Raw genomic sequence first — 21016 nt, forward strand, 5'->3', positions numbered from 1 at the left:
ATCAGGCTCCAATGTTATGTGCGTCATTCACGATTTCTTCTGCCATGCTGTCAAATTCAGCATTGGCACGGCGTGAATAAATCACGGCTAAAAACCATGCCACAATGAATTCTGAGAGTGCGAACAGAATACCGATGTTAACCGGCCCCCAAACTTTGATTTTGAAAATCTCGGGAAAATAGGCTGCGCCGACAGGTAACAGGAAATAGTAAATGATCGAAAAGACCATTAAGCCCCAAAGAAACAGGGTTTTTTTGCGGTGCAAAGCCTGGAATCGCGGATCAGCATCGATCGCTTGCCAGTTCATTTTGTGCGTAGTCATATAAGCTCCATGTGGTGAGGGTGCAACTCTGTTAGTGCTGGTTTGATTGAAAAGAGAAACGACTGCTTTTTATTAGTATGGTTATCATTTTTATTATTATGGTGATGCGAACGTGAGATGTAATCCAGCGCCTGAGGCAGGCTGAATTAATCCGGTTTCATGTTGGGATGAGCGATTTTAGTGAATAATACAGAAATGTGTCAAACAAGAAAGCACTCACTATGAATCCTGTGGATTTAGTAACAGCAGCCAGCCAGCATTCACGATATTTGCGTCGTCTTGTTGCTGCTGAAGCGCATTTTGCGGACACGCTGGTGGCGCATCTGGATACGCCGTGGAATACCACGCTGATGCAGGCGCAGCTGGATGCGCTGCAGATCGTCGATGCGCACAGCTTGCAGGTGGCCTTGCGCAAGTTGCGTCAGGCGGTGATGGCGCAGATGGTTGTGCGTGATCTGGCCGGGCTGGGCGACTTGCATGAGGTGATGCGCATGTGTACTGATCTCGCACAAGTGGCGGTGCGTTACGCATTGCGCTATCACACAATCTGGCTGGCAGAAACTCATGGCATGCCGATGAACGCTGATGGGACGCCTATGGAGCTGGCGGTGGTGGGTATGGGCAAGCTCGGTGGCGGTGAGTTGAATGTCTCGTCGGATATCGACCTGGTGTATTTGTATGCCGATGAAGGTGAAACGACGGGTGATAAGCCGATTTCCTATCATCAGTTCTTTGTTCTGTTGGCGAAAAAAATCGGACTGGCGATTTCCGAAATCACCGCGGATGGTTTCGTGTTCAGGGTCGATACACGTTTGCGCCCGTGGGGTGACGCCGGGCCGCTGGCGATGGGTTATGCCGCGTTCGAGGATTATCTGGTCACCCACGGACGCGAGTGGGAACGTTATGCCTGGATCAAGGGGCGGGCATTGACGGGCAGCAGGCTGGATGAATTGAATGCGATAGTGCGCCCGTTCGTGTTTCGCAAATATCTGGACTTTAATGCATTTGCCGCGATGCGCGAGTTGCACGCACAGATACGTCGCGAAGTGATACGCCGAGACCGGGTGGATAACATCAAGCTGGGTCCGGGTGGTATTCGTGAGATCGAGTTTATTGCCCAGGTGTTTCAGTTAATCCGCGGCGGCCAGGTGCCGGCGTTGCAAGCGCGCGCCACATTAGCGATTTTACCCATGCTCGCAGCACGTGGCTCATTGCCGGAGCAGGCCGTCAGTGAATTGCGCGAGGCTTACTTTTTTTTGCGTAATCTGGAACATCGTTTGCAGTATCTGGATGACGCACAAACGCAGATGTTGCCTACCCAGGCGGAAGAGCAATCACGTATTGCCAGCAGTATGGGGTTTGCGGATTACTCCGCATTTTTGCTCAAATTAAACATGCATAGAACGCATGTATCCCGGCATTTCGATCAGGTATTTGCAGCGCCACAGGCCGACGGTACGCATCATCCGTTGAGCGCGCTATGGCTAGGGCTGATCGACGAGGAAGAATCCAAAGCGCAATTGGCCAATCTGGGCTTTGACGATGCGGATGCCGTGTACCAGCGTCTGCAGCAAAGTCGCAAGAGCAGCCGTTATGTCGGATTGCCGGCCAGCAATCGGGCGCGTCTGGATACGCTGGTGCCACAGTTGATTGAAGTTGCGGCAAGTCTGCCGCCGCGTGACAGCACGCTGGCACGCATCATGGATTTGCTGGAAACTGTGTCGCGGCGGGCGTCATACCTGGCCTTGCTGGTGGAGTACCCGGCAACCTTGCGCCAGCTGGCAAAAATCTGTGCGGCCAGCCCGTGGGCGGCGCAGTATCTGACTCGCAATCCGATGCTGCTGGACGAACTGCTGGATACGCGTGTGCTGTATACGCCGCCAGACTGGGTTGCGTTACGGGCGGAGCTGGCTGCGCAAATGCAGGCCCAGGAGGGGGATGTAGAGCGGCAAATGGATGGTATGCGCCATTTCCGTCAGCGAGTGACGTTTCATTTGCTGGCACAGGATCTGGCAGGCATATTGCCGCTGGAGAAACTGTCCGATTATCTGTCCGATCTCGCCGCGCTGATACTGGATGCGACTTTGCCGCTGGCGTGGGCAGGCGTGCGCAATCGCCATTGCGAAGCTCCGCATTTCGCGATTATCGGCTATGGCAAATTGGGCGGGCGTGAGCTGGGTTATGCTTCGGATCTGGATATGGTATTCCTGTATCAGGATGATGCACCTGATGCGGCAGAACACTATGCGCGTCTGGCGCAACGCATTATCACTTGGCTTTCCAGCACCACCGCTGCCGGCATCTTGTATGAAACCGACCTGCGTTTGCGTCCGGATGGCGCTTCCGGACTGTTGGTGAGCAGTATTGCCGCTTTCAGTGAGTATCAGCGCAATCACGCCTGGACCTGGGAGCATCAGGCGCTGACCCGTGCCCGTTTTGTGGCAGGCGATGCGGCCGTAGGGGCGCTGTTCGAGCCTATCCGCTGCGATATCCTGACGCAGCAGCGTGATCTGGCGAAATTGCGGGAAGATGTGCGCAACATGCGGCAGAAAATGCACGATGGGCATCCGAATCATAGTGCTCTGTTCGATATCAAACATGATGCTGGTGGCATTGTCGACGTCGAATTTATCGTGCAATACCTGATCCTTGCCTATAGCGCTCGCCACCGCCAGCTGACTGAGAATGCGGGTAACCTGGCCTTGCTGAAAATTGCCGCAGAATTGGGACTTATTGCCAGCGATACAGCCGAAGCAGTTCGTACCGCATATCGTCAATTCCGCCAGTTGCAGCACAGCCTGCGCTTGCAGGGCGCCGATGCTGCCAGGGTAGAGGGCGAGTCAGTGGCGGTGCATGCGAATGCGGTTAAAACGCTTTGGACGCAAGTCTTGGGATGAAAATTAAGTTACAATTTCAAATTCGATTTCAACTTTAAGTTTTGGAGTAAATGCAATGTCAATGGCTGACCGCGATGGTTTTATCTGGTACGACGGCAAAATGGTGCCTTGGCGTGATGCCACCACCCACGTTCTGACCCACACCCTGCACTATGGTATGGGCGTATTTGAAGGCGTGCGCGCTTATAAAACTGACAAAGGCACGGCGATTTTCCGCTTGAAAGATCATACCGATCGCTTATTCCGTTCTGCCCATATTCTGGGCATGAAAATGCCGTTCGACAAAGCAACTATTACCGAAGCCCAACTGGCTGCCGTGCGCGAAAATAATCTGGAATCTGCCTATTTGCGTCCGATGGCGTTCTACGGTGCGGAAGCCATGGGTATCTCGGCCAAAACCTTATCGACGCATGTGATTGTGGCGGCCTGGACCTGGGGCGCGTACATGGGCGCGGAAGCACTGGAACGCGGCATTCGCGTGAAAACCTCTTCGTTTGCGCGGCATCATGTCAATATCACCATGTGTAAAGCCAAGGCCAACGGCAATTACATGAATTCCATCCTCGCGCATCAGGAAGCCGCGCAGGACGGTTATCAGGAAGCGTTGTTACTGGACGTAGATGGCTTTGTTGCTGAAGGTTCGGGCGAAAACGTCTTCATCGTGCGTAACGGCAAGCTCTACACCCCGGATCTGACCAGCGCGCTGGAAGGCATTACCCGCGATACCATCGTGCAGCTGGCTGGTGAAATCGGTCTGCAAGTAGTCGAAAAGCGCATCACTCGCGACGAAGTGTACAGTGCTGACGAAGCTTTCTTCACCGGAACTGCCGCTGAAGTGACGCCTATCCGCGAGCTGGATAATCGCATGATTGGTAATGGCGAACGCGGTCCGGTGACCACCCAGTTGCAAAAAATGTATTTCGACTGCGTGCATGGTCGCGATCCTAAACACACTGACTGGTTAAGCTACATTTAAGGAATAAACAATGTCTCAGGCACCTCAAGAAAATCTTGCGCAACAGGATAACACCCAGCGTTTCATTGAAATCACTGGCGATGACTTGCCATTGCACTGCCCTACGCCAGAAATGATTGCGTGGAATTCGCATCCGCGCGTGTTTCTGGACGTGGCAAAAACCGGCGAAGCCATGTGCCCATACTGCGGTACGACTTTCCGGCTTCTGGGCGGGCCGGTCAAGCACGGGCATTAATCAACGTTAATATTGAACGATCTGGCGTCAATGCCAATCCAAGGTTTATGCATCACGTGGTTTTTGCTGCATTAATCTTAGGAGGTTGACATGATATTTCGCCAATTGTTTGAACCCGTATCCAGTACGTATACTTATTTGCTGGGTTGTGAAACAACAGGGCAGGCAGTATTGATTGATGCTGTTTTGCCCAGTTGGCAACGTGATCTGGCTGAAATCAATGCCCTCGGGCTGAAGCTGGCTTACACCTTCGACACGCATATTCACGCTGATCATATCAGTGCCGCCAGCAAGTTGCGGCAGGAAACGGGCAGCCGTATCGCTCATCCTGCACTGGATAATCTGGCATGTGCAGATGAGGCTATAGAAGACGGCAAGCCGTTCAGTCTAGGCAGTCTGCAGATCATGCCGCTGCATACTCCTGGTCATACCGATAATCATTTTGCCTATGCAGTCGATGGTCGCGTGCTCACCGGCGATGCTTTACTGATCGATGGTTGCGGGCGTACCGATTTTCAGAACGGCGACGCCCCTACCTTATATCGCAGCGTACATGACAAGCTGTTCAGCTTGCCGGAAGACACGCTGGTGTATCCCGCTCATGACTATCAGGGGCGACGCGTATCCAGTATTGCTCAGGAAAAATTTCGCAATCCGCGCCTCGGTGGCAACAAACCGCTGGCCGAATTTGTGGAAATCATGGCCAGCCTTAATCTGGCTTATCCAAAATTCATCGATTACGCCGTGCCGGGTAACCGCGAATGTGGCGAATGCCCACCGGACGTACCCGAGACACTCCAGCAGTATTGCGAGCAGATAGGTGAGAGTCGGCAGGGTTAACCGGCAGATACAGGATTGAAATAGCCGAGTTTTGCCGATAATTGCGCACCGGCCTGTTGTAACTCGGTTACCCACTCATCCTTGCGGCGTTCGCGCGGTGCCGAGATGGATAGCCCCGCAACTGCCATACCGCTGGCGTCACGAATCAATACCCCAATGCAACCCACGCCGAGTTCGGCTTCTTCGTTATCGAAAGCATACCCCTGTGATTTGCACTGCTGAGTAGCGTCGAACAGTGCCAGCGGGTCGGTGATGGTATTGGCGGTATAGGCGGGCAGCTGGGTACGGCGGGCGTAATCGAGGCACGTTTCGGCGGAGCCTTCCCCCAGCATCAACTTGCCTACCGCTGTCACATGCAGTGGGGCACGGCTGCCGATCACCTGTTCCACCCGCATCAGCCGGTTGGACGTCACCCGTTCTACATAAATCACTTCGTCGTTTTCGCGCACCGTCAGGTTGATGGTTTCACCGGTGGCATCGCGCAGGGCTGCCATGAGCGGAAGTGCTTCCTGGCGCAGGTCGATTTCCTGGCCAGCCTGTGCGGCATAACGCATTAATCCGCTGCCGAGCTGATAGGCGCCGTTGCTGTCGCGCGCCACCCAGCCGTGCTGTTGTAGCGAAGCCAGGATGCGAAACGCGGTGGAGCTGTGCAGGCCGGTGTCGGCTGCCAATATTTTGAGGCTGGCGTGACCGTGCTGTGCCAAACTTTCCAGCAGGGTAACCATGCGATCGATGACTTGTATGGAGGATTCTGTGCTCATGATGCGATTCTACATTATTTCACATTGTGAAATCAATTCTGTATTGCGAAATTTTTAGTAATTTGTTAATGTAGCTACATGCGCCACCACGGCCTTCCCAATTTAACTTTTAGGAACAAAACTCATGAACGCACCCGCATTTTGTCAAGGTATCCAACATTACGGCGAAAAATGGCCAGATTTCGATGTTAAGGCGGCTCAGGCACTCATCGCCGAAGGGCAGAGCGCTATTGCCGATGTAAATGATGACAAGGCGGCCTATCAGACCTTGCTGGGCGCCGATGCATTACGTTATTTGACACTGCAGGTGACCGGCTCCAAGGGTTCCGGCCATCCGGGCGGTTTTGCTTCAAGCGCCGAAGCGCATGCGTCACTGATTATGTTGGGTCACACCAATATCGTGACTGAAGTTGGTCATCACGCACCGGGTTTCTATTCCTCCATGTTCCTCGATTCTTCGCTGGAAAAAATGGGGATCAACACCATGGACGACATGATGGCGCGCTTCCGTGAAAAACACGGTCTGCTGGGCCACTTGTCAGGCGCCATTCCTGGTTTGTTGGCTCCGGCTGGTCCACTCGGTCAGGGTCAGCACTTTGCTATGGCGGGTGCACTGCTGCATCCGGGCAAGCTGTTCCCGGTCACTATCGGTGATGGCGGTATGGGCGAGCCGTACGTGTTGAACAGCATGATGCACTTCAACACCGCATACCCTAAAGTTACCAACTTCCTGCCATCGCTGATATGGAATGGTTACTCGCAGGAACACCATTCCATGGTGTCGCGCATGAGCAACGACGAGATGATCGCCTACTGGAAAGGCCACGGCTTCAAGGAAGTTGTTCTGGTCGATGCCAAGGAGTTCGACGACAGCAATCAAAGTGCTGCCTATGTAGACAGTACCCAATTCTCTTTTGGCCAGCGTCTGGCGTTTGCCAAGGCAGTATTGCAGGGCGTGGACAAAGCAGCCCGTTCCGCACTGGGCGGTACCCTGACCGTGTTCATCATCAAGCAGCTAAAAGGCGCCGGCGTGCACACCCTGGGTGCGAAATCGCACAACCTGTATCCAAAGGACACGCTCGACCAGCCGCACATGATCGAAGGTCTGCAGCGCCGCGCGTTGCCACCAGAAGCATGGCAGCTGGTACGCGACAACTTCTCGCGTGCCGGTGGCGGCCCTGCTGTGAAAACCGTAGTGACCGAAACCGAGCTGGACATCGTGCCGATGCCGAAACTGGCGATGGAAGAATTCAAGCCGACCGACAAGGCTGTACCGGCAACCGCCATGGGCGCGCTGGTAGCACAGCTGGGCAAGGCTGATCCGCGTTTCGTCGCAACCAATGCTGACGGTAACGAAGCCTCGGCGATGAAGAACATCAACGACGCGCTGAAAATCCGCCATCCGACCGTTGACCCGCTGTACAACCAGGAACCGAACGGTCAGGTGTACGAGCCGCTGAACGAAGACGCCTGTGCCGGTCTGGCAGCCGGTCTGGCGCTATTCGGTTCGCGTTCGCTGTGGCTGTCGTACGAGTCGTTCGCCATCAACGGCTGGCCGATCATCCAGACAGTGACTCAGGCCATGGCCGAACTGCGTCGCAAGACCCCGTCCATCGTCTGCATGTTCACTGCCGGCGCGCTGGAGCAGGGCCGCAACGGCTGGACCCATCAGCGTCCGGAAATCGAGAACTTCTTTGCCGCAATGATGCGCAACGGCAACGTGTTCCCGTTGTTCCCGTGCGATGCCAACTCGATCCAGACCGCCTACGAATATGCGACCGACAGTGTGAATAAAGGCATGGTCATCATCGCATCGAAGAGCCCGTTGCCGGTTTACATGAGCCTGGCTGAATCGAAAAAAGCAGTCGAGCAGGGTGCCGCGACGATTTACCAGAGCGCAGGTGGCGACAAAGGTACCGTGGTGTTTGCTGTCACTGGCGACTTGGTGCTGCTGCCGGTATTTGCTGCCAAGGACAAACTGGAAGCGGAAGGCTACGCCGTACGCATCGTTGCTGTGGTGAATCCACGTGCGCTGTACCGTCCGACCGACGTGGCCTGGGACACCGTATCACAGCCGGACAACGCGTTCATGGACGACGACCATTTCAATGCGCTGTTCGATGGCGACGCACTGATTGCCGTATCCGGCGGCCCGAGCGCTTCGCTGGAGCCGGTGCTGCTGCGCACGCGTGCACCTAAACGTGATACCTTCTGCTGGAAGCGTGGCGAAACCACCGCTTCTGCCGACGAAATCATGGAATTTAACGGCATCACCGCGGACGCTATGTCTGCCCGTGCCAAAGCCTTAATGAAATAAGCGTATGAGCCAGCTAACCAAAATCATCGTACTCGATGACGACCCGACCGGGTCGCAGACAGTACACGGCTGTCTGCTGCTGACGCGCTGGGACGTGCCGACCCTGGTCGGTGCGTTGCAGGACGCGTCGCCGCTGTTCTTCGTGCTCACCAACACGCGTGGCATGTCGGCCGAGCGCGCCGAAGCGGTCACTCGCGAGGTGTGCGCTAATGTGCGTATCGCACTGGAGCAGGAAGGCGCTGCCGGACGGGCGATTAATCCGATACTGGTGAGCCGTTCCGACTCGACCCTGCGCGGTCATTATCCGGTGGAAACGGATGTGATCGCCGAAGAACTGGGTCCGTTCGATGCGCATTTCCTGACGCCGGCCTTCTTCGAGGGCGGCCGGGTTACGCGCGACAGCATCCATTATCTGATGGTCAGCGGCGAGCCGGTACCGGTGCACGAAACCGAATTTGCCCGCGATTCCGTGTTCGGTTACCGCCACAGCTATCTGCCTGATTATGTGGCAGAAAAAACCAGTGGCCGCATTGCTGCCGAACAGGTGGAACGCTTCACGCTGGCTGATGTGCGTGGCGATATATCCGCCCGTTTGCTGGCGCTCAAGGACAATGTCTGCGGCGTGGTGGATGCCGAGCAGCAATCTGATCTGGACCGCTTTGCTGCACAGATTCAGACTGCTGCCGCTACCGGCAAGCGTTTTCTGTGCCGCAGCGCGGCCAGTCTGCTGACTTCGCTGGCGCAGCTCGGCCCGCAGCCGGTAGCGCCGCAACAGATGGCCGCCTATGTACGCGGCGGGCGTGCCGGTGCTGTTATTGTCGGTTCGCATGTCAAGAAAACTACCTCGCAACTGGCCGAGCTGCTTAAACAGCCGGGCGTGGCGGGGTTGGAAGTGGATGTCGAACGTATTGCCGTTGACCGCGTCGCGCTGCTGGAAGAAGTCCGTCTGGCCGCCGAGGCAGCGCATGCACGCAACGAAACGCCTGTGGTCTATACCAGCCGAGTGGAAAAAACCTTCGCTGACCAGACTACACGTCTGGCCTTCGGTGAGCAGGTGTCGGCGTTTTTGATGGACGTCGTACGCAATTTGCCGCTGAGCATCGGTTTTCTGATCAGCAAAGGTGGTATCACCTCCAACGATGTGCTGAGTGATGGTCTGGCGCTGCGTACTTCGCGCGTGCTGGGGCAGATACTGGCCGGCTGTTCGGTGGTGCGCTGCCCAGTCGATCATCCGCGTTATCCTGACCTGCCGGTGGTGATCTTCCCCGGCAACGTCGGCGATGACAACGCACTGGCGACTGTCTACAACCGTCTGCGCGGGAATACTGACTGATGTCGAATCACTGCTGCGAGCACGACCCCACGCCAACTATCGGCAAAGCCGAGCTGGTGGCTCTGTTGTTGCAGCTGTTGCCGGCCGATTGTGTGCTGCATGTGGAAGAAGATCAGCGGCCATACGAATGCGACGGTTTGTCCGCCTACCGGCAACTGCCGTGGGTGACTGTACTGCCGCAAAGCGTGGAACAGGTGCAGGCAGTCATGCGTCTGTGCTATCAATATCAGCTGCCGGTGGTGGCGCGTGGCGCCGGTACCGGTTTGTCCGGCGGCGCCTTGCCGCACCCTAATGGTGTTTTGCTTAGTCTGGCCAAGCTTAAATCAATACTGTCGCTTGATACCCTTGCACGCACCGCGCGAGTTCAGCCGGGTGTGCGCAATCTGGCGATTTCCCAGGCCGCCGCGCCGTATGGCCTGTATTACGCGCCGGATCCGTCGTCGCAGATCGCCTGCACTATCGGCGGTAATGTGGCAGAAAACTCCGGCGGGGTGCACTGCCTGAAATACGGCCTGACGGTACACAATATTTTGCAGATTAAACTGGTGACAGTGGAGGGCGAGTTGCTGGTCATTGGCAGCGAGGCCCTCGATAGCGCCGGTTACGATCTACTTGCGCTGCTGACCGGTTCGGAAGGCATGCTCGGCGTAATCGTGGAAGTGACTGTGCGGCTTTTGCCTATTCCGGAAAAGGCGCAGGTCATGCTTGCCGCGTTTGACGATGTGGAAAAAGCCGGTGCCGCAGTTGGTGCCATTATTGCCGCGGGTATTATTCCCGGCGGGCTGGAAATGATGGACAAGCTTTCCATCAGCGCGGCAGAAGATTTCGCTCACGCCGGTTATCCGCGTGATGCCGAGGCCATACTGTTGTGCGAGCTGGACGGCACGCGTGAAGATGTGGCCGAGCAGGTGGTGCGAGTGCAATCCATTCTGCATGAAATCGGTGCGACCGAGGTCAGGCTTGCAAGTGACGAGCAGGAACGCGCTCTGTTGTGGAAGGGGCGCAAGTCAGCTTTCCCTGCAGTCGGACGGCTGTCCCCTGATTACTATTGCATGGATGGCACCATTCCGCGTCGTCATCTGCCTTTGGTATTGCGCCGCATCGGCGAGCTGTCGCAACAGTATGGCTTGCGGGTGGCTAACGTATTCCATGCCGGTGATGGCAATCTGCACCCGCTGATTCTGTACGATGCGAACAAGCCGGGCGAGCTGGTGCAGGTCGAGGAATTCGGCGGAAAAATACTGGAGTTGTGTGTTGAGGTGGGCGGCAGCATTACTGGTGAACATGGTGTGGGTATGGAAAAAATCAACCAGATGTGTGCGCAATTCAACAGTGCTGAACTGGAACAGTTTCATGCCATCAAGCACGCCTTTGATCCACAGGGCCTGCTTAATCCGGGCAAGGCCGTGCCAACTTTGCACCGCTGCGCGGAGTTCGGCGCAATGCACGTGCATGGTGGTCGGCTGCCGTTCCCCGAACTGGAGCGCTTCTGATGGCTGAAAATGATTTGACGGTTACCTTGCAGCAGCAGGTGCAGGCCGCTTATGCAGACAAAACGCCGCTTAATATCGTCGGTGGCAACAGTAAGGCATTTTATGGGCGGCAGATATCCGGCAGCAGGCTGGATATGTCCGGCCACCGCGGCATTATCAGTTATGAACCGACCGAGCTGGTGCTGACTGCGCGTGCCGGTACGCCTCTGGTAGAAATCGAACAGGCTCTTGCTACCCAAGGGCAGATGTTGGCGTTCGAACCGCCGCACTGGGGGCCGGGTGCTACCCTCGGTGGCACGGTGGCTTGCAACTTGTCCGGGCCACGCCGTCCCTACGCAGGGTCTGCGCGTGATTTTGTGCTGGGTTGCCGCGTCATCAACGGCAAGGGTGAGCTGTTGAAATTCGGTGCCGAGGTGATGAAGAACGTTGCCGGTTACGATGCCGCTCGACTGATGACCGGCGCGCTGGGTACGCTCGGCGTGCTGCTGGATATCAGCCTGAAAGTGCTGCCGGCGCCGCAACAGGATTTGACGCTGATACAGTCTTGCACACTGGCGGAGGCGCTCAACCGCATGAACCGGCTGGCCGCTCAGCCCCTGCCGTTGTCTGCTTCCGCCTGGGTTGACGGCCATTTATATCTGCGCTTTTCCGGCGCAGACAGTGCCGTTGCCGCAGTCAAGGCGCGTGAAGCGGGTGACGTGCTGGCGGATGCCGCGGCTTTCTGGCACAGCTTGCGCGAACTCAATTTGCCATTCTTTGCCGGGACAGAAAAACTGTGGCGTATTGCTTTGCCGCAAACTGCAGCGCAACCCGAGCTGCCAGGTGACTGGCTGGTCGAATGGGGCGGGGCGCAGCGCTGGTTGCGCAGTACTGCAGCAGAAGACGATGTTCGCACGCAAGTTGCAGGCCTCGGCGGACACGCTGCTCTCATCCATGGTGGAGATCGGGCTGGCACAGTGTTCCAGCCATTACCGGCAGGGCTATGGCAATTGCATCAACGTTTAAAACTGGCATTCGACCCGGCGGGCATACTCAACCCCGGTCGCATGTACGAAGGATTGTAAGATGCAAACATCACTGAGTGACGCGTTCAAGAACACCGCCATTGGCCAGGAAGCTGATGCGATCCTGCGATCCTGCGTACACTGCGGCTTCTGTACAGCTACCTGTCCTACCTACCAGATCCAGGGTGACGAGCTTGATGGACCGCGTGGCCGTATCTACCTGATCAAGCAGGTGCTGGAAGGTCAGCCCGCTACAGCAAAAACACAGTTGCATCTGGATCGCTGTCTGACCTGCCGCTCCTGTGAATCCACCTGCCCATCCGGCGTGCAATACGGCCATCTGGTCGATATTGGCCGTGCGGTGGTGGAGCAACAAGTGGGACGGACCTGGCGCGAAAAACTGCTGCGCCGCGTTCTACGGAGTGTGATTCCGCATCGGCATCGTTTTACAACACTGCTCAAACTGGGACGATTGTTCCGCCCGCTGCTGCCAGCTGCAATGCAACACAAAATTCCGCAAGCGCAATCTGCCGGAGCTTGGCCAACTGCGCGACATGCGCGGAAAATGCTGGTGCTGCAAGGCTGTGCGCAGCCTGCCACTACGCCACTTACCAATGCGAGTGCCGCGCGAGTGCTGGATAAGCTGGGCGTGAGCTTGCTGGAAATCAGTGGTGCTGGGTGCTGTGGTGCATTGAGTCAGCATTTGAGCGCGGAAGAAGAAGCAAAAGCATTTGCCCGTCGTAACATTGATGCCTGGTGGCCGCATATTGCCGCCGGGGCAGAAACCATCGTCATGACTGCCAGCGGTTGTGGCGTGATGGTCAAGGATTATGGCCACGTGTTACGCCATGACCCGGATTATGCAGGCAAGGCGCAGCAGGTGTCGGCCATGACGCGTGACCTGATCGAAGTTCTGTTGCAGGAGGATCTGACTGCCTTGCCATTGCACACATCAGGTGCAGTGGCAGCGCATGCTCCGTGCACGCTGCAACATGGACAGAAATTACCCGGCGCGCTGGAGCAGTTGTTACGTCGTGCCGGATTTGAACTGACGACAGTCCCCGATGCACATCTTTGCTGTGGTTCAGCCGGCACCTACTCCATCTTGCAACCCGATTTGTCGCAACAGTTGCTGCAACAAAAACTGATAGCGCTGAGCAGTGGCCAACCGACACAGATCGTCACCGCGAATGTGGGTTGTCAGCTGCATCTGGCGAGCAAGTCGGCTCTGCCGGTACGGCACTGGATTGAGTTGTTTGATCAGCCTGCACATTCGTAAATTGTTACTGTTTAATGTGCAGGTGTTGCAGTAATGTGCGCTCAGTCTTCTCTTGAAATTTTATTAGCGCTGTATCAACCCTTACCCTTAATGTCATCCCGTTTTTGCAGGTATTCTTCGCGGCTGATGTCGCCACGAGCATAGGCGTTATCGAGGATGTCGAGGGCTGAGGCCGGCGCTGATGGCTGGTTCTGTCCGTGTTTGCTCTCGGTTTTGACAAACAGGTATTTCAACAGGGCGATGGCCAGCAGCAGCGGAATCCCCCACAGTATAATCATCCACAAACCGCCTAATAGCATACCGCCTCCGAACATCCAGCTGTGATCGTATGAGCCGTACATGGCATCTCCTTATTGCTAATGGCTGGGGTGTTGGAATATCTAAACAGTCTGGATTCAGGCTGCCAGACTGTCGCGTACCCGTTCCAGCCGTGCTTTGACTTCCTGTGCCAGTGCCGTGATATCGGCGCGATTGACCAGCTGCAATACGGCAGCGGGGTCCATGAACGACACGATAATTTTGCCTTCAGCCGTTTCGCGTACTACTACGTTGCAGGGTAGCAGCAGGCCGATATCCGGATCTGCTTCGATGGCTTTATGCGCCAGCGGCGGGTTGCAGGCTCCCAGGATGCGGTACGGCAGTCCGTCAATATTGAGTTTGGTCTTCATGGTGGCCTGCACATCAATATCGGTCAGTACGCCGAAGCCTTCCAGTTTCAGGGCTGCAGTGACTTTGTCTATGGCAGCAGCAAAGGGCAGGTCAACAGTGGTGGCAAATCCATACATACGAGTGTCCTTTCAGTAAATTGAGTAAGAATACTTAAGTATAGTATCAAATTCTTACATTGCATGAACTGTGATGCTCCCTGTTATAGTTGTTTTCAAAATCAATTATTCAGGCGAGAGCTAGATGAAATTCAGCGTACTCGGATTAGGGTTGTTGTATTCAGTCTGGATGCCAATTTCTCAAGCGCATGGTACACAAAGGCCAGACCGGTCAGATCATTTATGCACCGGTACTGCTGGCTCGGCTGGCAGGGCATGCTAGACTGGAACAAAGTGCAGGAAGTCATCCGGCTGCAAGATGGGTTGGCGCGTGATGTGAGTTTTCCGGTTGCCGATATCGGCGTTACAGATTGAGGGGTATTACATGAAAAGTTTACCGCATCAGTATCGAGCAAGTGCAATTGCCGGGCCGGAAGGTGAAGTCGCTCTGGAGAGCGATGGGCTGGATACGTTTGTGTCAGCGCCACCGATAGAGTTTGGTGGCCCGGGTGATCGCTGGTCGCCGGAAACTTTGCTGGCGGCAGCCATCGCTGATTGTTTTATTCTGACGTTTCGTGCGGTTGCTGTGGCTATGAAGTTAACCTGGACGACATTGCGCTGCAATGTGGAAGGGACGCTGGCACGTGAGGAGGGTAAGACCAGATTCACAGAATTTACCGTGCAAGTGCAACTCCAGGTGCCTCATGGTACCGAAGAGGCCAGAGCCTGTATTTTGCTGCAAAAAGCCAAGGACGGCTGTTTCATAGCCAACTCCTTATCCTCACATGTCAACTTCGAGATAGCTGTCACGGTTACCCCAGAGGTGTAATACACCTTGGCTATTGTGTATACGACAGCACAGCAGGATGCTAAACGGATGTAACCGTTTGGCATGGCTGTTGCATTAATCCCCTCTGTTCGTATCAGTCTGCAGTGATTTTGCCAAAATGGGATAGCGCATTCGTGCTACCCGCCTTAAATTAGCCCTGACATGATGAAATCAGTACGTTAAATACGTGCGTTGATTGTCGTGACCGGGTACTTATTGGGGGCTGAGTGTTCTCTCGGCCAGGGTTTGGCAAGTCTATATGGAGCAAGATCATGCACAGTCAAAGCAACACTCTCAAACCCACGCTGAATGCGTGGCATATGTGGGGTCTGGCCGTAGGGCTGGTTATATCGGGTGAATATTTCGGCTGGAGTTACGGGTGGGATAAGGCGGGGACGTTGGGATTCATGGTGACGTCCATGGTGATCGCGGTGATGTACACCACGTTTATCTTCAGCTTTACCGAATTGACGACTTCGATACCTCATGCCGGCGGGCCATTCGCCTATGCCCGCCGCGCATTTGGTGACAAGGCGGCGTTCATTGCCGGCTTTGCCACGCTGGTGGAGTTCGTGTTTGCGCCACCGGCGATTGCCATGGCGATCGGCGCTTACCTCAACGTGCAGTTTCCCGAGGTAAATACCAAATTCATGGCTGCCGGAGCTTACGTCATCTTTATTGCGCTCAACATCATCGGCGTGCGTATCGCGGCTACCTTTGAACTGTTTGTAACGATATTGGCAATAATAGAGTTGCTGGTGTTCATGGGTGTGGTTTCACCTGCGTTTTCCGTGAGTAATTTCGTCGCGCACGGCTGGTCCGGGCAGGATAGTTTCAGCATGGCGGCCATACCCGGTATCGTGGCGGCGATTCCTTTCGCTATCTGGTTTTTCCTTGCGATCGAGGGTGTCGCAATGGCGGCAGAAGAGGCTGAGAATCCCAAGCGTACTGTGCCAGTGGCCTATATTGCCGGGATACTGACACTGGTGGTGCTGGCGATGGGGGTGATGGTGTTTGCCGGTGGTGCGGGTGACTGGAAAGCGCTGTCCAATATCAACGATCCTTTGCCGCAGGCGATGAAACTGGTGGTCGGCGCTAACAGTGGCTGGCTGCATATGCTGGTGTGGATAGGTTTGTTCGGTCTGGTGGCATCGTTCCACGGCATTATTCTGGGTTACTCGCGGCAGATCTTCGCGCTGGCGCGTGCCGGTTACATGCCGCAATATTTTGCTGCAGTTCACCCGCAATTCAAGACGCCGCACCGTGCCATTATCGCTGGCGGTGTCGTCGGGGTGGCGGCTATCTTCAGTGATAATCTGATTTCGTTCGGCGGACAGACGCTGACTTCTAATCTGATCACCATGGCGGTATTTGGTGCGATTGTGATGTATATCATTTCCATGCTCAGCCTGTTTGCATTGCGCAAGAATGAGCCTGCTCTGGAGCGGCCGTTCCCGGCCATGGTGTATCCGGTGTTTCCAGCTATCGCTTTGGGGTTGGCTGTGGTCAGTCTGGTTACCATGATTTATTACAATCAGTTGCTGGCGGGATTGTTCGTGGTGCTCATGGCCGTTGCATTCGGTTACTTCCTGCTGACCAGGCATCATCGTGAGGCGGCTATTGATAATCGCGCTGTGACAGTTCCCGGTTAATCGCAACGGCAGCGTCCGGCATGTTGATCGGACGCTGTCAGGAGGGCAGCTATGCAATATCGCTATACTGTCGGCTTGCAAACCTGGCATTTCAAGGACCTGAAGGATTTGCTGGCCAAGGCGACACCGGAGCGTTCCGGTGACTTTCTGGCGGGTGTGGCAGCGGAAACGTATGCCGAGCGCATGGCCGCCAAGATGTGTCTGGCTGAAGTGCCGTTGCAACGTTTTTTGCAGGAACTGGTGATTCCCTACGAGGATGATGAAGTCAGCCGCCTGATCATAGATAGTCATGATGCTTTGGCATTTGCTGAAATCAGCCATCTGACGGTGGGCGATTTTCGTAACTGGTTATTATCCGACATTGCGGATACAGCAGCTTTACAGCGGGTAGCACCGGGTATCACCCCGGAAATGGCAGCCGCGGTAAGCAAGCTGATGCGTAATCAGGACCTGATTCTGGTCGCGCGCAAATGCAAAGTCGTAACGGCGTTTCGCGATACCATCGGCTTGCCCGGGCGCATGTCGACCCGGTTGCAGCCAAATCATCCGACTGACGATCCGCGTGGCATCGCGGCATCCATGATCGATGGTCTGCTATACGGTTCGGGCGATGCCGTAATCGGCATTAATCCGGCCACTGATAGCATTCCGGCATTGATGGATATCTATTATCTGGTTGATGAAGTCATCAGCGAATTCGGGATACCAACGCAATCCTGTGTGCTGACCCATGTCACCAACCAGATACAGGTAATGGAAAAAGGCGCGCCGCTCGATCTGGTATTTCAGTCGATTGCCGGCACAGAGCAGGCCAACCGCAGCTTCGGTATCGACATTGCCATACTGCGTGAGGCTCAACAGGCGGCGCTGTCATTGAACCGCGGTACGGTGGGCAACAACGTGATGTATTTTGAGACCGGGCAGGGTACGGCGTTGTCGGCCAGCGCCAATTTCGGTGTTGACCAGCAAACCTGTGAAGCGCGTGCTTACGCCATTGCCCGCCATTTTTCGCCGCTGCTCAGCAATACCGTGGTGGGCTTCATTGGACCGGAATATCTGTATAACGGCAAGCAGATCATCCGCGCCGGGCTGGAAGACCATTTTTGCGGGAAGTTGCTGGGCGTGCCGCTGGGATGCGATGTGTGCTACACCAATCATGCCGAAGCGGATCAGGATGATATGGATAACCTGATGACCTTGCTGGCCGCCGCCGAGGTGACGTTCATCATGGGCATACCCGGTGCAGACGATATCATGCTTAATTATCAGAGCACCTCGTTCCATGACGCTTTGTATCTGCGTAATGTCATGGGAGTGAAACCCGCGCCGGAGTTTGAATTATGGTTGAAAACGATGAACATTACCGACAGCAATGGTCGGGTCCGTCCAGTGGAAGCGACGCATCGCCTGCTACAAACCATGCCCAGGGGTTTGCTGGCAATGGGCTAGAAGTTGCTGTAACGGCTGACCCCTGGCAGCGACTCAGGCAGTTTACCCAGGCGCGCATCGCGTTAGGACGGGTGGGTAGCAGTTTGCCCACCACTGAGGTGTTGAATTTCGGTTACGCGCATGCCATGGCTCGCGATGCTGTGCATTTGCCGCTTGATGCAGCCATGCTTGACGCAGCCCTGGCCGCCCGCGGTTTCCCGACAGTGCGGGTTAGCAGCCGAGCGATTGATCGCAAGACCTATCTGCTGCGCCCCGATCTTGGCCGGCGTGTGGACGCAGCCAGTCTGCACGTATTGCAGGCAGTTAAGCCGCCTATCGCCCCGGATTTGTTACTGGTAATCGGGGATGGCTTGTCGGCGTTGGCGGTACATAAACATGCTGTGCCGCTGATAGAGGAGATCCGGCGGCATGCGTCATCTGATTGGGAGTTTGGTCAGATAGTGCTGGCCAGTCAGGCCCGGGTCGCGATTGGTGACGAAATTGGCGCTGCCTTGGGTGCGCGCATGGTGGCCATTCTGATCGGCGAGCGCCCCGGCTTGAGTTCGCCGGATAGCCTGGGCATCTATTTGACATATGACCCTAAGGTCGGGCGAAATGACGCAGAGCGTAACTGCATTTCCAATGTGCGTCTGGAGGGGTTGAGTTACGTTGCTGCCGCGAAAAAACTGATGTGGCTGGTGACTGAGTCAAGGCGTTTGCAATTGTCGGGGGTGGCGTTGAAAGACGAAAGCGATATGGTGCAGATTGCCGAGCCGGATATATTAAAATTGCCCGCCTAATTCAGTGCATGCAGCCGTTTGAATGTGGCGGATGGCAGTTCTCCGAACATTTTTTTGTATTCCTGCGAGAAATGCCCGAAATGCCAGAATCCCCAATAGGTAGCAGCGTCTGTTACTGAATCCGCATCTTTGAGCATATGACGTACTGCATTTAACCGTTCGGCACGTAAATAGGCCACCGGGCTGGTGCCGATCAGATTATGGAAACAATATTGCAGCGTGCGCCGGCTGATACCGAAGTGCTGGCATAATTCAGCTACGCTTACTGGGTTTTCTGCATGGCTAAGCGCCAGTTCGCGTGATTCAGTAACGATTTTCCAGCAGCGGGCAGTTGAGATCGGTGCAGGGTCTGTGTCGTAGGAATGAGTCAGATTGTCAGCCAGTAAAGACAATAACGAGGTGCGTAGTGATGTGGTAATTTGCGGGTTGTGCAATACCGCGGGTGTCACTTGTACTGTATGAAAAATATCCCGCATGAAACTGCGAATTGCCTCAAGGCCGGTTGGATTAAGCTGCAACAAATGTGCCTGCGCGCAGTTCTTCTGTACTGATTCCTGTTCCTCTGCTGTCAACAAGCTCAAAAGCGCGCTACGATTAACGGAAATGCCCGCCATGACCAGTTCGCTAGGGGAGTAGAACTCAAATCCATCATGCCCGGAAAAAATATGTATGCTGTTGCTATTCGTCGCAGAGCCGCAGAATACCCCCTGGCTTTTCGCAGCCAGGGGCACGCCTATGGCGAGCACATCTTCGGGTAGTTGGCCATGCTGAAACAAAGCCTGGCTCGTGTATTCCAGAAACAGATGCACATCATCGAATTTTATTTCCGACACATAGCCAGAGAAATTTCCGGATGACATTTGCAGGTAATCCTGATTCCAGCCGCGCAATAACTCTGCCTGCGCGTCAAAGTCATGCGTTATCTGGTAAGTCAGTTGATTAGCTACGGATGAAATTTGGTTTAATGCCGATGTCATGCTCCAGCTCCGAAATAGCCTTAGTTACTGCTATGCTGACGCAAATTCCATGCCCGCAATAATGTTATTTATTGTTAGTATTCAATGTGATATTGTCTGTTTTGTGCACCGTTGTGATGCGGCAGGTGACAAAGATGCACTGTGATAGAACTATGGCGGGATATCGGTAATTGATGTTTTTATATGGTCGTAATGCAAAAATAAAAAATGGAGGGAATAATTTCGTCGCAACCCCGTCTTCTATAGTAGGGATAAGTTATACGGGCAAGGACGCTAGTGTAAGGTTCATCCGAATTAAATTAACTCAATACAACATGACGTGCTTTTAATTTTTTAAACGGAGATAACAATGAAACATAAGAAGAATGTATTAAAGGGTTTATTTGCAGCTGCGTTGCTGGCGATGGCGACTGTGCCAGCGATGACATTTGCTGCTGATAATGGGGGAATGGCGCACGCACAAGCAGGGAAAATGAAAGTGATTTTTCAGGTGAGTGATGCAGATCCTAAAAAATGGAATCTGACACTCAATAACGCCAAAAACGTGCAGGATGCGGTAGGTAAAGACAATGTTTTGCTGGAAATCGTTGCCTACGGACCCGGTATCGGCATGCTTAAATTCGAGTCAGACGTTGGCTCCAGAGTTAAGGATGCGGTTGATTCAGGTATCAAAGTCGTAGCGTGCGAGAATACGATGAAAGCACAAAAAATTGCGCGTAGCGATATGTTGCCGGAAGTTTCCTTTGTGGGAGCCGGTGTTGTTGAACTGGCTCAGAAACAAGCCGAAGGGTACGCCTATATTCGCCCTTAATTCGTAACATAGCGCATATCCTGCGCTGTTTACCAAACGAGCCGGTCACAGGTTATCAGCCTGTCGACCGGCTCTTTGGTTTTTAACGTATAGCTGGTTTAATATGGGGTGGCTCTCACTCGTAGTTAGTAATCCTTTCCGCCACAGCAAGCTCCTCCGGCATCTTGCTTTACGCGTTGCACCCTCAAGTATTCTCCACTATGCTGAAACTTCTGCCTGTTCCTCGGTACATTCCCATCGGGTGCTGCAGAGAAGGCATAAAAGATTTCTTTAAGCAAAATTAATCCGGGTTATCTGT

19 protein-coding genes are annotated in these 21016 nt (G+C 54.6%); 14 read left to right on the top strand and 5 right to left on the bottom strand.

Annotated elements, in window-relative coordinates; all coding sequences use genetic code 11:
• Position 1: 1 nt before the first annotated feature.
• Positions 2–322 (bottom strand): DUF485 domain-containing protein, encoded by a 321-nt coding sequence (locus EJE49_RS04205; RefSeq protein ID WP_124949128.1) that lies wholly within the window; start codon positions 320–322, stop codon positions 2–4.
• Positions 323–543: 221 nt separating this feature from the next.
• Between EJE49_RS04205 and glnE the strand changes: the two genes are divergently transcribed.
• From glnE to EJE49_RS04225, 4 genes are all read left to right on the top strand, one after another.
• Positions 544–3219 (top strand): bifunctional [glutamate--ammonia ligase]-adenylyl-L-tyrosine phosphorylase/[glutamate--ammonia-ligase] adenylyltransferase, encoded by a 2676-nt coding sequence (gene glnE, locus EJE49_RS04210; RefSeq protein WP_124949129.1) that lies wholly within the window; start codon positions 544–546, stop codon positions 3217–3219.
• A gap of 55 nt (positions 3220–3274) precedes the next feature.
• Positions 3275–4195, top strand: coding sequence for a branched-chain amino acid transaminase (locus EJE49_RS04215; RefSeq protein WP_189941677.1), 921 nt, complete (start codon positions 3275–3277; stop codon positions 4193–4195).
• A 10-nt stretch (positions 4196–4205) separates the two neighbouring features.
• A complete protein-coding gene (locus tag EJE49_RS04220; protein ID WP_124949130.1) occupies positions 4206–4430 on the top strand; it encodes a zinc-finger domain-containing protein in 225 nt (74 codons plus the stop codon).
• A gap of 90 nt (positions 4431–4520) precedes the next feature.
• A complete protein-coding gene (locus EJE49_RS04225; protein ID WP_124949131.1) occupies positions 4521–5270 on the top strand; it encodes an MBL fold metallo-hydrolase in 750 nt (249 codons plus the stop codon).
• Here EJE49_RS04225 and EJE49_RS04230 read toward each other — a convergent pair.
• Positions 5267–6031: an IclR family transcriptional regulator gene (locus EJE49_RS04230; protein ID WP_124949132.1), complete on the bottom strand. Its 765-nt coding sequence runs from the start codon at positions 6029–6031 to the stop codon at positions 5267–5269. The genes EJE49_RS04225 and EJE49_RS04230 overlap by 4 nt on opposite strands.
• Before the next feature lie 124 nt (positions 6032–6155).
• Between EJE49_RS04230 and EJE49_RS04235 the strand changes: the two genes are divergently transcribed.
• From EJE49_RS04235 to glcF, 5 genes are read left to right on the top strand one after another with little or no spacing between them, the layout of a single operon-like run.
• The gene (locus EJE49_RS04235; RefSeq protein ID WP_124949133.1) at positions 6156–8348 is read left to right on the top strand and encodes a phosphoketolase family protein; all 2193 of its coding nucleotides are present in this window, start codon (positions 6156–6158) and stop codon (positions 8346–8348) included.
• Between the two features lie 4 nt (positions 8349–8352).
• Positions 8353–9681, top strand: a complete 1329-nt coding sequence (locus tag EJE49_RS04240; protein WP_124949134.1) for a four-carbon acid sugar kinase family protein — start codon at positions 8353–8355, stop codon at positions 9679–9681.
• Positions 9681–11174 carry an FAD-linked oxidase C-terminal domain-containing protein gene (locus tag EJE49_RS04245; protein WP_124949135.1) on the top strand — a complete coding sequence of 498 codons (1494 nt, stop codon included), beginning with the start codon at positions 9681–9683 and terminating at the stop codon, positions 11172–11174. The genes EJE49_RS04240 and EJE49_RS04245 overlap by 1 nt, the downstream gene beginning before the upstream one ends.
• Entirely contained in the window at positions 11174–12238 is a 1065-nt protein-coding gene (glcE, locus tag EJE49_RS04250; protein WP_124949136.1) for a glycolate oxidase subunit GlcE, read from the top strand. Before EJE49_RS04245 ends, glcE begins: the two co-directional genes overlap by 1 nt.
• A 1-nt stretch (position 12239) precedes the next feature.
• On the top strand, positions 12240–13457 hold the full coding sequence (glcF, locus tag EJE49_RS04255) for a glycolate oxidase subunit GlcF (RefSeq protein WP_124949137.1): 1218 nt from the start codon (positions 12240–12242) through the stop codon (positions 13455–13457).
• Positions 13458–13531: 74 nt separating this feature from the next.
• Here glcF and EJE49_RS04260 read toward each other — a convergent pair whose 3' ends face one another.
• Complete coding sequence (locus EJE49_RS04260; protein WP_223246746.1) at positions 13532–13798, bottom strand: SHOCT domain-containing protein; 267 nt, start codon at positions 13796–13798, stop codon at positions 13532–13534.
• A 54-nt stretch (positions 13799–13852) separates the two neighbouring features.
• Complete coding sequence (locus EJE49_RS04265) at positions 13853–14242, bottom strand: DUF302 domain-containing protein (protein WP_124949138.1); 390 nt, start codon at positions 14240–14242, stop codon at positions 13853–13855.
• A gap of 364 nt (positions 14243–14606) precedes the next feature.
• Between EJE49_RS04265 and EJE49_RS04270 the strand changes: the two genes are divergently transcribed.
• The 4 genes from EJE49_RS04270 (at position 14607) to eutC (ending at position 18930) form a co-directional block, all read left to right on the top strand.
• On the top strand, positions 14607–15050 hold the full coding sequence (locus EJE49_RS04270) for an OsmC family protein (protein WP_124949139.1): 444 nt from the start codon (positions 14607–14609) through the stop codon (positions 15048–15050).
• 272 nt (positions 15051–15322) lie between these two features.
• Complete coding sequence (gene eat, locus EJE49_RS04275; protein WP_124949140.1) at positions 15323–16702, top strand: ethanolamine permease; 1380 nt, start codon at positions 15323–15325, stop codon at positions 16700–16702.
• Positions 16703–16753: 51 nt separating this feature from the next.
• Positions 16754–18151 carry an ethanolamine ammonia-lyase subunit EutB gene (locus EJE49_RS04280; protein ID WP_124949141.1) on the top strand — a complete coding sequence of 466 codons (1398 nt, stop codon included), beginning with the start codon at positions 16754–16756 and terminating at the stop codon, positions 18149–18151.
• Positions 18043–18930: an ethanolamine ammonia-lyase subunit EutC gene (eutC, locus tag EJE49_RS04285; RefSeq protein ID WP_124949142.1), complete on the top strand. Its 888-nt coding sequence runs from the start codon at positions 18043–18045 to the stop codon at positions 18928–18930. The genes EJE49_RS04280 and eutC overlap by 109 nt, the downstream gene beginning before the upstream one ends.
• Here eutC and EJE49_RS04290 read toward each other — a convergent pair.
• Entirely contained in the window at positions 18927–19907 is a 981-nt protein-coding gene (locus tag EJE49_RS04290) for a helix-turn-helix domain-containing protein (protein ID WP_124949143.1), read from the bottom strand. The genes eutC and EJE49_RS04290 overlap by 4 nt on opposite strands.
• Positions 19908–20256: 349 nt before the next feature.
• Here EJE49_RS04290 and EJE49_RS04295 point away from each other — a divergent pair, with 349 nt between their 5' ends.
• Complete coding sequence (locus EJE49_RS04295; RefSeq protein WP_124949144.1) at positions 20257–20718, top strand: DsrE family protein; 462 nt, start codon at positions 20257–20259, stop codon at positions 20716–20718.
• Positions 20719–21016 lie beyond the last annotated feature (298 nt).

The organism is Sulfuriferula thiophila, from assembly GCF_003864975.1.
GTDB lineage: Bacteria > Pseudomonadota > Gammaproteobacteria > Burkholderiales > Sulfuriferulaceae > Sulfuriferula > Sulfuriferula thiophila.